Origin of the sequence: Sphingomonas sp. Leaf9 (assembly GCF_001421355.1) — a bacterium.
In the GTDB taxonomy this organism is placed as follows: domain Bacteria; phylum Pseudomonadota; class Alphaproteobacteria; order Sphingomonadales; family Sphingomonadaceae; genus Sphingomonas.
The window spans coordinates 649288-662701 of sequence record NZ_LMKC01000002.1 but is presented as its reverse complement, the minus strand read 5'-3'; the positions used below and the strand labels follow the sequence as shown (position 1 = coordinate 662701).

The window sequence follows — 13414 nt, the reverse complement described above, 5'->3', positions numbered from 1 at the left end:
GGCTTAGAGGCAGGCGCGCAACGCCCGGAGACTATCATGACCAAGGCCATCAGCCCCCGTTCGCGCAAGGTTCGCGTCCTCGCCACGCTCGGCCCCGCGAGCAATACGTACGAAATGATCGCGAAGCTGTTCGAAGCGGGCGCCGATGCGTTCCGCGTCAACATGAGCCATGGCGACCAGCAATCCAAGGTCGCGGTGATCGAGGCGATTCGCGCGCTCGAACAGCAATATGGCCGTCCGACGACGATCCTCGCCGATCTTCAGGGGCCGAAGCTGCGCGTCGGTCGCTTCGCCGAGGGGCGGGTGATGCTCGAAGCCGGGCAGCGCTTCACGCTCGACCGGTCGAACGAGCCGGGCGACACGACCCGCGTCGAACTGCCGCACCCGGAGATTTTCGCGGCGATCGCCCGCGACGCGCGCCTGCTGCTGGACGATGGCAAGCTGGTGCTGCGCGTGCTCGACCATGACGACGACCGGATCGTGACCGAGGTCGTGGTCGGCGGCGCGCTGTCGAACTCGAAGGGGCTGAACGTCCCCGACGTCGTGCTGCCGATGGCCGCGCTGACGCCGAAGGACATTTCCGACCTCCACTTCGCGGTCGAACAGGGCGTCGACTGGATCGCGCTGTCGTTCGTGCAGCGGCCCGAGGATCTGGCCGAAGCGCGCAAGCTGATCCAGGGCCGGGCGGCGCTGCTCGCCAAGATCGAGAAGCCGTCGGCCGTCGCCCGGCTGGAGGAAATCGTCGAGCAGTGCGACGGCGTGATGGTCGCACGCGGCGACCTGGGCGTCGAACTGCCGCCGCAGTCGGTGCCGCCGCTGCAGAAGCGCATCGTCGAAACCGCCCGTCGCCTCGGCCGCCCCGTGGTCGTCGCGACGCAGATGCTCGAATCGATGATCACCTCGCCCTCGCCGACCCGCGCCGAAGTGTCGGACGTCGCGACCGCCGTCTATGACGGTGCCGATGCGATCATGCTGTCGGCGGAAAGCGCGGCGGGCAGCTGGCCGGTCGAATCGGTCACGATGATGAACGACATCTCGCATGCCGTCGAACGCGACCCGGCGCATGGCGACCGCGTGCACTTCACCGTGCTGCGTCCCGATCCCACCACCGCCGACGCGCTGGCCGAGGCCGCCAAGAACATCGCCACCACGGTCGATGCGAAGGCGATCCTGTGCTTCACCAAGTCCGGATCGACCGCCCGCCGCATCGCGCGCGAACGGCCCCCGGTGCCGATCATGGTGCTGACGCCGCAGATCGACACTGCGCGTCGCCTGGGCCTGCTGTGGGGCGTCCACGCCGTCCACACCCGCGACGTCGAATCGTTCGAGGAGATGGTGGCGAAGGCCAAGCGCATGGTGCTGCGTCACAACATGGCCGCGGCCGGCGACCGCGTGGTCGTCTGCGCCGGCGTACCGTTCGGGACGCCGGGATCGACCAACGTGCTGCACGTCGTGCAGATCGTCGGCGACGAGCTGAAGAACTACGGCGGCCACGAGGGCTGAGTTGAACTCCTCCCCGGCACGGGGAGGGCCGCCGCCGCAAAGCGGTGGTGGAGGGGGGCCGCCCCCTCCACCAGCCTGCGGCTGGTCCCCCTCCCCGCAAGCGGGGCGGATTATTCCACCTCGCTGCCTACCCGGACGTCGACGTCCAGTTCCTCGTCGCCCGCGCCCATCCGGACCCCGGCGATCGGCGCCGCGCCCGCCGCGTCCAGCGCAACCGCGACCCGGATATGGTCCAGCCCCGACCGCCCGCCGGTCGCCGGATCGAATGCATACCATCCGCCCGCGACATGCGCCTCGACCCAGGCATGGGGCGCGGCAGTACGGCGTTCGTCGTCACCGGACAGGCTGTAGCCCGATACATAGCGCGCTGGCACGCCACGTGCCCGTGCCCCCGCTAGGAATATCTGTGCCAGGTCGCGCGGGCCCAGCCGCTGGTCGGCCGCCGCCTCGATCGCCGGCCGGATCGTCGGCGTCGGCCGGCGGTCGAGCGGCCAGCGCGCATGGATCGCAGTGGCCAGCGCGGTCATGGCGTCGAGATCATCGCCCTGCCCCAACCCCTCGATCACCGCATCGGCGCGGGTCAGCGGCGTCACGCGGCGAAACAGCTCGGGCGGGAACGGCTCGTCCGTCCCTTCGATCGGGCCGTCATCCTCGGTCAACAACGCTTCGCCCGAAACGGTCAGCACCAGCGCGTCGACCGGCCCCTCGGCATAGAGCATGCGGGTGATGTTGCCATAACCGTCATACCCGTCGCGCAACCGCGCATCGCAATCGACATCGATGCGCCAGTTCACCACCGTTTGATGGCTGGTATCGCCAGGAAACAGCCGCAGCAGCTGGACGATGCGCGCCTGCGGCTTGGTGAAGCGGTAGCGCGTTTCGTGATGGACCGACAGCCGCATCAGATGAAGCGGAACTGGCGGGCGATGGCGGCGTCGAGCATCGCATTCTCCCGGATGAAGGCGGTAAGATATTCGTGCAGCCCGCTGACGATCACCTCGTGTGCGCGCGTCTTCTGCATCCGCGCCAGCCGGGCACGCGCCATGCGATCCGCCTCGCCCTGAAAACCGGTGCGCTTGCCCAGCAGGTTCAGCATCTCGACCGATTCATCGACACATGCCGCCAGGCTGCGCGGCACCTCTCCGCGCGACAGCAGCAGTTCGATGACGTTGGCGGGCTTCAACCCCTCGCTATAAAGCCAGCGATAGGCGGTGACCGCCGATACGGTCTGCAGGATCGTCGTCCACTGGTCGCGGTCGATCGCGCCACCGATCCGCTCGCCCTCGGGCAGCAGCAGGTGATATTTGACGTCGATCAGCCGAGCGGTATTGTCGGCCCGCTCGATCGCGGCGCCGAGCAGGATCAGCCACGTCGCCTCGTTCTTCATCATGCGCTGCACCGCGCCTTCGAACCCGCGCGCCTCGGCCTTGATCGCTTCGACGAGGTTGAGGATATCCTCGCCCTCCTCGCCACGCGGGGCGTTAAAGACGATCCATGCGCGGTTGATCGCGGTCCACGCGTCGCGGGTCAGTGCGGTGCGCACCGCCTTCGCATTGTTGCGCGCGGCGTCGAGGCACCACAGGATCGACCCGGCATGGCTACGATCGCAGGTCAGGAAGCGTGCGACCGACCCCTGCGAGACGCTCTGGCCCGTGGCGGCGAAGCTGTCCTCGGTATAGCTGACCGCCAGCGCGCTGGCCCAGGCGGCGTCGCCCGCCGGCCGCGACGACAGTGCGTCCAGCCGGACGGTCGCCTCGACCAGTCGCGCCAAGAAGTCGGCACGTTCGACATAGCGACCCAGCCAATAGAGTGAGGCGGCGGTGCGCGACAGCATCGCCATGTCAGCGCCCTCCCTGGGATTGGGTCAGGCCGCCCAGCGATTGCGACTGGACCGGGCCGTCGTCGAGCAACACGAAACTGTCCTTCGTCCCGCCACCCTGGCTGGAATTGACGACCAGCGATCCCTCCTTCAGCGCGACGCGGGTCAGGCCGCCCGGCACCACCTGAACCGTTTCCGCCCCGGTCAGTACGAACGGGCGGAAATCGACATGGCGCGGGGCCAGACCCGCCTCGGTCAGCGTCGGCACCGTCGACAACGCAAGCGTCGGCTGCGCGATGTAACGCTGCGGCTCGGCGATCAGCGCGCGGCGAAATTCCTCGATCTCCGCCTTCGAAGCGGTCGGGCCGACCAGCATCCCATAGCCGCCCGACCCGTCGACCAGCTTCACCACCACCTCGTCCAGATGGTCAAGGACGTATTTCAGCGCGTCGGGCTCACGGCAGCGCCACGTCTCGACATTGGGGAGCAGCGGCTCGCTCTCGGCATAGAAACGCACGATTTCGGGCATGTAGCTGTAGATCGCCTTGTCGTCGGCGATGCCGTTGCCCGGTGCGTTGACCAACGCGACATTGCCCGCACGATAAGCGCCGATCAGGCCCGGCACACCCAGCAGCGATTCGGGCCGGAACACGACCGGATCGATGAAGTCGTCGTCGATCCGGCGATAGATGACATCGACCCGCACCCGCCCGGCGATGGTCTGCATCCATACTACATCGTCATCGACCAACAGGTCGGCCGGCTCCACTAGTTCGACGCCCATCGAATCGGCGAGGAAGCTGTGTTCGTAATAGGCCGAATTGAAATGCCCCGGCGTCAGCACGACGCAGGTCGGATGCGCGCCGGCTCCCGGCGGGGCGACCGATCGCATCGTCTCCAGCAGCTTGTCGGGATAGCTGTCGACCGCTGCCACGCGAAACTTGCGGAACAGTTCGGGGCACAGCCGGATCATCGCCTCGCGATTTTCCAGCATGTACGACACACCCGACGGCGTGCGGGCATTGTCCTCCAGCACATAGAATTCGTCCGGGCCGGTGCGGACGAGATCGATTCCGCAGATATGCGCCCAGACACCGTGCGGCGGGCGGATGCCGGCGATTTCCGGGCGGAACTGGCTGTTGCAGAAGATCAGGTCGGGCGGCAGCACCCCGGCCTTCAGGATGCGGCGCTCGCCATAGATGTCGTCGAGAAAGGCGTTGATCGCCTGTGTCCGCTGAATCAGCCCCTGCGAAAGACGGGCCCATTCATCGGCCATGAACACGCGCGGCACGATATCGAATGGGATGATCCGCTCCGCCGCCTCGCTGTCGCCATAGACGGCGAAGGTGATGCCCAGCTGGCGAAAGGTCGCTTCGGCGGATTGCAGGCGGCGTTTCAGCTCATGGGGTGGCACCTCGCGCATCCATCGTGCCAGTGCCGCCAGGTCGGTACGCGGTTGATCCGGCCCGCCATGTCCCCAAATTTCGTCGAACGCCTGCCCCATTCAATCCCCAACGCCGCCTGACGGATAATGCTCCGTATGCTGCGCTGCGAAATCGGGGCTGGCAAGCGGGTATGCGCGCTATCGTACCAATTCGGTCAGGGTTGCCGGCGTCAGCACCTGCGGCAGCACGCGCGCGTCGTTCTGGCCCGGCGCATACCACAGATAGAGCGGCACCCCGGCGCGGTTATGCCCTTCGATGAAGCGGCCGAGCACGGGGTCGCCATCGGTCCAGTCGCCCACCAGCACCTTGACCCCGCCCTTGGCAAAGGCATCGGCGACCGCCTGCGTCTCGATCGCGGCACGTTCGTTGACCTTGCAGGTCAGGCACCAGTCGGCGGTGAAGTACGCGAAGACCGGCTTGCCCTCTGCCCGGAGCGCCGCCAGCCGTGCCTCGCTGAACGGCTCGGCCCCGGCGATGCCGGTCGACGCGGCCCCGGCGGGCGGTGCGCGCTGCACCAACGCGGCGCTCGCCACCGCCAGCACCAGCGCGGCGATCCCCGGCCACCATGCCCGGTCGCGCCCGCGCAGCTGCCGCCGCCCGGTCCACCACAGGCCCAGCCCGGCGAGCAGCAGCGCCGCCAGCCCCAGCGCCATGCCGTCGACCCCGGCCTGCCGCCCCAAGATCCATGCCAGCGCCAGCGCGGTCAGGAACATCGGCACCGACAGGCCTTTACGAAACACATCCATCCACGCGCCGGGCTTGGGCAGGCGACGGCGCAGCGCCGGCACGAACCCCAGCAACAGGAACGGCAGCGCGAGGCCGAGGCCCAGCCCGGCGAATACCGCCATCGCCGCAACCGGTGGCAGGACCAGCGCCGATCCCAGCGCCGCCCCCATGAACGGCCCGGTGCACGGCGTCGCGACGAACGCCGCCAGCGCGCCGGTGGCGAACGCCCCGCCCCGCCCGCTGCGGTTGCCGACCTGCGGCGTCGGCAGCTCGAACAGGCCAGCGAGGTTCAACGCGATCCCGCCGGTCAGCACCAGCAGCAGCAGCACGACGCGCGGATCGGTCAACTGGAACGCCCAGCCCGCCGCGACACCCGCCGCGCGGATTGCCAGCAGGATGCCGCCCAGCGCCATGCAGGTGACGATCGCCCCGGCGGTATAGGCCACGCCCTCCGCCCGCGCCTGCGCCGCCGACTCGCCCGACCGCGCCAGGCTCAGCGCCTTCAGGCTCAGGATCGGAAAGACGCAGGGCATGACGTTAAGCAGCAGCCCGCCCAGCAGCGCCCCGGCAAAGGCGATCAGCGCGGCACGAACCGGCGCCGGTTTGGCCGCCGCCGCGACCGTGCCGGGGGTCGCGCGAATGGCGAAGCCCTGCCCCGCGCCGGTCGCCAGCACGCCCTCGATCACCGCCGGCTTGCCTACCCCCTTTGTTTCGATAACCAGCGCGTCGCCGTCGCGCCGGATGAGCTGCGGTGCATCGTAATCGATCGCATTTTCGGTTTCGGGAAAGAAATAGGCGTCGCCGATCGCCTGCGATGCCGGGAACGGTACACGCAGTCGGAGCGGTTCGCCCGCCTGGAACACCGCCGGCGACCCCAGCGGCCGGGGCAGCGCGCGCCGCCATTTGTCGAACTCGGCACGGCGTTCGGCACCGACCGCCCCGTCACCGATGGTCAGCATCGTCGACAGCTCGGCTTTTTCGGGCACGCAGATTTCGCGGGTGCAGACCAGATAATCGATGGCGAGACGCACCGGCACCGTGCTTCCCTTGGCCAGTCCGGCGGGCAGCTCGAGGTCGGTCAGGATCGTCCAGGGGCGTTCATAGACATAGTTGATGATCCCGGCGACGGTCAGCCGTTCGGGTACGGGGTAGCGCAGCGGGGCGACCCGCGCGCCGGCCGGCAGTGTCCAGTCGAGTCGCGGCTGGGTCCCGACCGCGCCGGGATTCTTCCAGTATCCGTGCCAGCCCGCATCAGGCACCGACACCAGCGCCAGCGTGACGCGCGATCCAGCCGCTGGCGTATCGCTTTCCGCAACGATCCGCATCTGGACGTGCCGCTGCCCCGGCACCTGCGCCATGGCGGGCAGCGCCGCCAGGAAGGCTGAAAGGATGACGATGAGTCGCCACAGCGTTCTTGCCGGTGTCATGTACGCCCGGTAGCGGAGTTTGGAGACGGATGCACCGTCCGCGGAGTTCACCGATGCGTTTCCTGACCCTCGCCGCGCTGCTGCTCGGCACCGCCGCCCCCGCCCTGGCGCAGAGCACCGCGCCCGCCCCGGCGCCGACCGACGTGTCGGTACCGCCGACCTATCCGCCGACGCCCCCCAAGCTGATCGTCGCGATCTCGGTCGATCAATTCTCCGCCGACCTGTTCGCCGAATATCGCGCGCGCTTCACCGGCGGGTTTGTGCGAATGATGCAGGGCGCGGTGTTCCCCTCGGGCTATCAGAGCCATGCCGCGACCGAGACCTGCCCCGGCCATTCGACGATCCTGACCGGCGCGCGTCCGGCGCGCACCGGCATCATCGCCAACGACTGGATCGACCAGCGCAGCACGAACCGCCCGGACCACAAGGTCTATTGCGCCGAGGACGAGCGCGTGGCGGGTTCGACCTTCAAGGACTATACCGTGTCCGACACGCACCTGATTGTGCCGACGCTGGGCGAACGGATGAAAGCCGCCGACCCGCGCACCCGCGTCGTATCGGTCGCCGGAAAAGACCGCGCGGCGGTGATGATGGGCGGGCACAAGGTTGACGAGCTGTGGTGGTTCGGCAAGGACGGCTTCACCAGCTATGCCGGGCGCACGATGCCGCCGGTGGTCGCCCGCGCCAATGCCGCCGTGGCAAAGCAGATCGCGACCGCGCAGCCGCCAATGACGCTGCCAACCTTTTGCCAGCCGCTCGCCCGCGCCGTATCGGTCGCCGGCAAGACGATCGGCACCGGCCGCTTCGCGCGCGACGCGGGCGCCGTGAACAATTTCCGCCGCTCGCCCGAATATGACGCTGCCGTCCTCGCGCTCGCCGCCGGGCTTATCCAGGACATGAAGCTGGGCCGGGGACCGCAGACTGACATCATCTCGATCGGCGCGTCGGCCACCGATTATGTCGGCCATGGCTATGGCACCGAAGGCAGCGAGATGTGCCTGCAGCTGACCTCGCTCGACCAGAGTCTCGGCGAATTCTTCAAGGTGCTGGACGCAACCGGCGTCGATTATCAGGTCGTGCTGACCGCCGACCATGGCGGCAGCGATGCCAGCGAACGCCATGCCGAACACGCGATTCCGCAGGCGGTGCGGCAGGACGGCGAACTGACCGTCGAGGCGATCGGTGCAGCGATCGGCAAGAAGCTCGGCATCCCCGGCCCGATTCTGTTCGGCGCGGTCAATGGCGATGTCTGGTACGACATCAAGCTGACCCCGGCGCAAAAGGCCGCGGTCGAGCGCGAGGCGATCGCAATGTTCGCTGCGCATCCGCAGACGCAGGCGGTCTTCACCCGTGCGCAGATCCTCGCGACGACCGTGCCGAACACCCCGCCCGAAACCTGGTCGCTGATCGAGCGTGCCCGCGCCTCCTATTACCCGCCGCGCTCGGGCGACCTGCTGGTGGCGATGAAGCCGCGCGTGCTGACCCTGCCGCATCCGGTCGTGGGCAGCGCGGTCGCGACGCACGGCAGCTTCTGGGACTATGACCGGCGCGTGCCCATCCTGTTCTGGCGCAAGGGGGCCGGCGGGTTCGAGGAGCCGTTCGGCGTGGAGACGGTTGACATCCTGCCGACGCTAGCCGCGACGATCGGGCTGAACGTGCCGAAGAACGAGATCGACGGCCGCTGCCTCGACCTCAATCCGGGTACGGGATCGACCTGCAAGTAACTCCGCCTTATCGCAGGACCAGCAACGCTGTCGCCGCTGACGCCGCATCCATCCGTTCCTCCAGCGAACGGCGGATCGCGGCGGCGGTGCGCGGGACCTTGCCCGCAAACACCGACCGGCCATTAATGGTCACCCGCACCGGCCGATCGAGATCGACCAGTTTGTCGGACAGGAGCAGCGTCAGCCCAGCGGGCACCGCGCCGTCTATCGTGATCGCCTGCCCCTCGACCCGTGCGTCGATCCGGTCGTCCGCCTTGGCCAGATTCCCATTGGGAAGTTGCAGCCAGTAGAAGCGGTCATGGGTCACGTCGTCCTGCACCCACACGATCCGCTTCGGCCAAGGATTGCGGGTAAACTGCGCCATCCATGGCAAGGCTTCGGCATCCTTGCGGTTCATCCAATGCGGCAGCCCCGGATAGATGCGCGTCATCGACACATAGCCGCCCGGATCGGCCGCATGCAGCTTGTCCAGCTCCGCGCCCTTTTCCGCCGCGATCCGGTTGCGGTCATAGGCGGCGTCCGCCCCGCCCATGAAGATCGCGAACGGCAGGTTGCGAAGGCCCGCGACGCCGGCCTCGTTCGGATGGCCCGCCATCATCGCCGCCGCCGCGAACCGATCCGCCATGCGCGGCGCCAGCTGCCACACCCCGTCACCCCCGGCCGAATAGCCGAGCAGGTAGACGCGATTGGGATCGACGCCGTTGATCGCGACCTGCGCATCGATCAGCCGCTGGAACAGCGGGTCGATATGCGTCTCGTGCCACAAATTCCATGTATCGGTCGGCGCGCGCGGCGCGAGGTAGATGCCCTCTGCCGGTTGATAGAGCCCGATCTGGTTGCGCCATTGCTGGTCGTTCACCGCCGGTGCGGCATTGCCGCCGCCATGCATCGAAATCCACAGGCTGCGCTTGCCGAACGGCGCATTGCCGAACGTCCTGCTTTCCCACCGGAGCGTCTTGTCGCCGAGCGTGATCGCCTTTGCCGCCATCGCCTGACGGTCTTCGGTCGCAACGCTGCGCGCACGCGCGGCAGCCAGCAGGTCGACAGCGACGTCCGCCTCCGCCTTTGACAAGGATCGGCGAAGGACCGGCGCATCGTTCCGCCGCACGGCATCGGGCTGCATCGTCCATTGGGACAGTGCGTTCAGGACTTTCACAGGCGGCGACTGCCGCGGTGCGGATACCGCCGGCGTGGCAAGCAGGATCACGAGCGGCGCAAGGGCGAAACGATGATGCATGGATGCACGACTATCGCGGATCGGGCGGCACCCGAAGCGGAAAGCGGTCAGCGCGTCTCGAACTTTCTGACCCCCGGCCCCAACCGGTTCGCGCCGACCGCAACGCCATCGCCGGTATAGTCGGCGACGAACGCTGGGCTCTTGTCCATGCCGGGGGCCAGCCGCGCATCGTTATCCTCGACCTTCAGTCCCCGCGCCGGAAAGGTATGCTTTTCCGCGCCGACGACGATGAAGCCGGTCCAGTTCTCCTTTGCCTTGCCCTGGACAAAGGTATTGCGCGCGATCAGCCCGGTGGCCCCTTCGGGTAGGTCGATCATGTAATTGGTCTTGCTGCCCCGGCTGTCGTCGAAGCTGGAATCGGTGATCTCGATCCGGGGTGCGCGGATCTTTACATAATGACCGCCGGTGCCGCGTTCGAACCGCGAGCGGGTAATGGTGATCGATCCGTTATTGCCGAGATACACCGAATGCGAGCAATCGGTCGTCTCGTCGCACTGCCCCAGCCCGGCAAAGGTCGAACGGTCGATGACGATGCGCTGCTGCCCTTCCGGATTGCCGCCAAGGATACCCTCCTGGCTGTCGAGGAAGGTCGAATTGGTCACGGTCAGGTCACCGATCTCGGTTCGGATGCCCGCGCCATTGCCATCGGGTACGCGGATGCGGCGGAACACGATGCCGTCGACCGTCGAGCGCCGCCCGCGCAGGACGAAGGTCGCCTTTTCCTCGCACGCGCCGCCATCGAAGATCACCGTGCCGGGCGTGCGGGCGCGATAGGTGATGTCGCCGCCGGTCTGCACCGTGCAATCGCGATAGGTGCCCGGCGCGATGAGGATCGTCGCCGTCGCGTCGCGCACCGCCGTTACCGCCGCGTCGATCGTCGCAAAGCCCTCGCCGGTCTGTTCGATCACGAACGGGGCGCTGCGCTGTTGCGCGGGGAGCGGTGCGGCCAGCAGCACCAATGCGAAGGGCAGCAGTAAACGGGCGGTCATCGGCCGGTCCTTTGTCGGTTCCGGCCCTGACATGCGCCAGCGGCACCGCGCGCGAAAGGGGGCAAATCCGTCCCGGCGCGGTACGCCGTCAGACGTTCAGGCGGACGCGCATTTCCTTGCCCGGCTTGAAATAGGGAACGCGCTTGGCATCCACGTCGACCGCTTCGCCGGTGCGCGGGTTGCGTCCGGTGCGGGCATCGCGCGCACGGGTCGAAAACGCACCGAAACCGCGCAGCTCGACGCGCCCGCCGCTGCGCAGCTGTTCGGTGATCGCGTCGAAGAACGTCGCGACGATCCGCTCGACATCCCGCAGCGGCAATTCGGGATTTTCCTGTGCCACCTGCTGAACCAGTTCGGATCGGATCATCTTTTCCCCCGGCAATTCAAACGCATATCCCGCAACGGTGCGATCGGGACGCTCGGTTGCCCTAACCTATATTTATCAGACGGAACAATCCGCCTTTAGAATGAACGCAAAAACGGGGCGCTCCGATATGGAGCACCCCGTTCCTGCTTCCGCCTGGTCGGCGGCTAAGGCTTACTTCTGTTCGCCGCGCGCCTTCAGCGCTTCGCCCAGAATGTCGCCCAGCGACGCGCCCGAGTCGGACGAACCGTACTGCGCAACGGCCTGCTTCTCTTCGGCGATCTGCATCGCCTTGATCGAGAAGGTCGGCTTCTTCGAACGATCGAAGCCGGTGACCATCGCGTCGAACTTCTGGCCGACCTGGAAACGCTCCGGACGCTGCTCGTCGCGGTCGCGGCCGAGATCAGTGCGCTTGATGAAGCCGGTCGCGCCATCGTCGCCCTGCTGCACTTCGAGGCCCGCATCGCGGACTTCGAGCACGGTCACGGTCACGATCGCGTTCTTGTTCAGGCGATCACCCGCCTGCGCGGTGACCGGGCCACCACGCTCCAGCTGCTTCATGCCGAGCGAGATACGCTCCTTGTCGGGCTCGACCGCCAGCACGACGGCCTGAACCGTCTCGCCCTTGCGGTGCAGGTTGAGCGCGTCTTCGCCCGAAATGCCCCATGCGATGTCCGACATGTGGACCATGCCGTCGACGTCGCCGTCCAGACCGATGAACAGGCCGAATTCGGTGGCGTTCTTGACTTCGCCCTCGACGGTCGAACCGACGGGATGATCTTCCGCGAACTTCTCCCACGGATTCGCCTGTGCCTGCTTGAGGCCCAGCGAGATGCGGCGCTTGTCCTGATCGACTTCCAGAACGATCACGTCGACTTCCTGCGAGGTCGAGACGATCTTGCCCGGATGGACGTTCTTCTTGGTCCAGCTCATTTCCGACACGTGGACCAGGCCTTCGATGCCCGGCTCCAGTTCGACGAACGCACCATATTCGGTGATGTTCGTGACACGGCCCGACAGCTTCGCGCCGACCGGATACTTGGCACCGGCGCCATCCCACGGATCGCTCTCAAGCTGCTTCATGCCGAGCGAGATGCGCTGCGTGTCGCGGTTGATGCGGATGATCTGGACGCGGACGGTGTCGCCGATGTTCAGCACTTCCGACGGATGCCCGACGCGCTTGTACGACAGGTCGGTGACGTGCAGCAGGCCGTCGATGCCGCCCAGGTCCACGAACGCACCGTAATCGGTGATGTTCTTGACCACGCCGTCGATCACTTGGCCTTCGGCCAGCGACTGGATCAGGCCCGAACGCTGCTCGGCGCGGGTTTCTTCCAGCACGGCGCGACGCGACACGACGATGTTGCCGCGCTTGCGGTCCATCTTCAGGATCTGGAACGGCTGCGGGATGTCCATCAGCGGCGTGACGTCACGCACCGGACGGATATCGACCTGCGAACCCGGCAGGAACGCCACGGCGCCCGACAGGTCGACGGTGAAGCCGCCCTTGACGCGACCGAAGATCACGCCTTCGACGCGTGCGGTCTTGGCGAATTCGGTTTCCAGCTTGTCCCATGCGGCTTCGCGGCGGGCGCGGTCGCGGCTCAGCATCGCTTCGCCGTTCGCATTCTCGACGCGGTCGACATAGACTTCGACTTCGTCGCCAACCTTCAGGTCGGCCTTCTGGCCCGGCGCTGCGAATTCGCGCAGCGGCACGCGGCCTTCCGACTTCAGACCGACGTCGATGACCGCCAGGTCGTTTTCGATCCCGGTGACGGTGCCGATGACGACGCGGCCTTCGAAGCTTTCCGAAGCACCGAACATGTCGTCGAGCATCGACGCGAAATCGTCACGGGTGGGATTTGCCATGCTGGCCATATAACTCTTGGTTCCTAAACGTACTTGTTTCCGGCCGGCCGGTTGTCTCCGGCGGTCTTTGACCGGGATTGCCGCGCTCGCCGAATACGACGCGCGGCATCCGTCGAACCCGTCGTCACGAAAGGCTTGCCCCGGCTATGCGGAATGGGCGCGCACGCCCGGCCTTCGCGAGTCTGTGCTCGTCGAACCGGCGCGCCATACGCGTTTTCGGGTTGGCGCGCAACGGTAGAGGCCGGATCAGCCGAGCTTCGCGCAAGGGCGCGCAGGCACAGACAGGCTGCGTCAGCGGCCGCTGCTCGCCG

10 protein-coding genes are annotated in these 13414 nt (G+C 67.2%); 2 read left to right on the top strand and 8 right to left on the bottom strand.

All coding sequences use genetic code 11. The annotated features are described in order from the left end of the window. The first annotated feature begins 36 nt into the window (after nt 1-36). Nucleotides 37-1503: a pyruvate kinase gene (gene pyk, locus ASE58_RS06970; protein WP_055819138.1), complete on the top strand. Its 1467-nt coding sequence runs from the start codon at nt 37-39 to the stop codon at nt 1501-1503. Nucleotides 1504-1613: 110 nt separating this feature from the next. Here the strand turns inward: pyk and ASE58_RS06965 are convergent, their stop codons facing one another. The 4 genes from ASE58_RS06965 to ASE58_RS06950 all read right to left on the bottom strand — a co-directional run bounded on the left by ASE58_RS06965 (nt 1614) and on the right by ASE58_RS06950 (nt 6920). After that, the gene (locus tag ASE58_RS06965) at nt 1614-2405 is read right to left on the bottom strand and encodes a transglutaminase family protein (RefSeq protein ID WP_055819135.1); all 792 of its coding nucleotides are present in this window, start codon (nt 2403-2405) and stop codon (nt 1614-1616) included. After that, entirely contained in the window at nt 2405-3337 is a 933-nt protein-coding gene (locus ASE58_RS06960; protein ID WP_200909323.1) for an alpha-E domain-containing protein, read from the bottom strand. Before ASE58_RS06960 ends, ASE58_RS06965 begins: the two co-directional genes overlap by 1 nt. 7 nt (nt 3338-3344) lie before the next feature. Next, nucleotides 3345-4826, bottom strand: a complete 1482-nt coding sequence (locus ASE58_RS06955; RefSeq protein WP_055819133.1) for a circularly permuted type 2 ATP-grasp protein — start codon at nt 4824-4826, stop codon at nt 3345-3347. A gap of 78 nt (nt 4827-4904) precedes the next feature. Then, entirely contained in the window at nt 4905-6920 is a 2016-nt protein-coding gene (locus ASE58_RS06950; protein ID WP_055819130.1) for a protein-disulfide reductase DsbD family protein, read from the bottom strand. A gap of 53 nt (nt 6921-6973) precedes the next feature. Here ASE58_RS06950 and ASE58_RS06945 point away from each other — a divergent pair, with 53 nt between their 5' ends. Then, a complete protein-coding gene (locus ASE58_RS06945) occupies nt 6974-8644 on the top strand; it encodes an alkaline phosphatase family protein (RefSeq protein WP_055819127.1) in 1671 nt (556 codons plus the stop codon). Between the two features lie 7 nt (nt 8645-8651). Here the strand turns inward: ASE58_RS06945 and ASE58_RS06940 are convergent, their stop codons facing one another. From ASE58_RS06940 to rpsA, 4 genes are all read right to left on the bottom strand, one after another. Beyond that, nucleotides 8652-9881: a hypothetical protein gene (locus ASE58_RS06940; RefSeq protein WP_055819124.1), complete on the bottom strand. Its 1230-nt coding sequence runs from the start codon at nt 9879-9881 to the stop codon at nt 8652-8654. A gap of 47 nt (nt 9882-9928) precedes the next feature. Further along, nucleotides 9929-10870, bottom strand: coding sequence for a right-handed parallel beta-helix repeat-containing protein (locus tag ASE58_RS06935; protein WP_055819121.1), 942 nt, complete (start codon nt 10868-10870; stop codon nt 9929-9931). An 88-nt stretch (nt 10871-10958) separates the two neighbouring features. Next, a complete protein-coding gene (locus ASE58_RS06930; RefSeq protein ID WP_055819641.1) occupies nt 10959-11237 on the bottom strand; it encodes an integration host factor subunit beta in 279 nt (92 codons plus the stop codon). A gap of 171 nt (nt 11238-11408) precedes the next feature. Further along, nucleotides 11409-13112, bottom strand: coding sequence for a 30S ribosomal protein S1 (rpsA, locus tag ASE58_RS06925; RefSeq protein WP_055763195.1), 1704 nt, complete (start codon nt 13110-13112; stop codon nt 11409-11411). Nucleotides 13113-13414 lie beyond the last annotated feature (302 nt).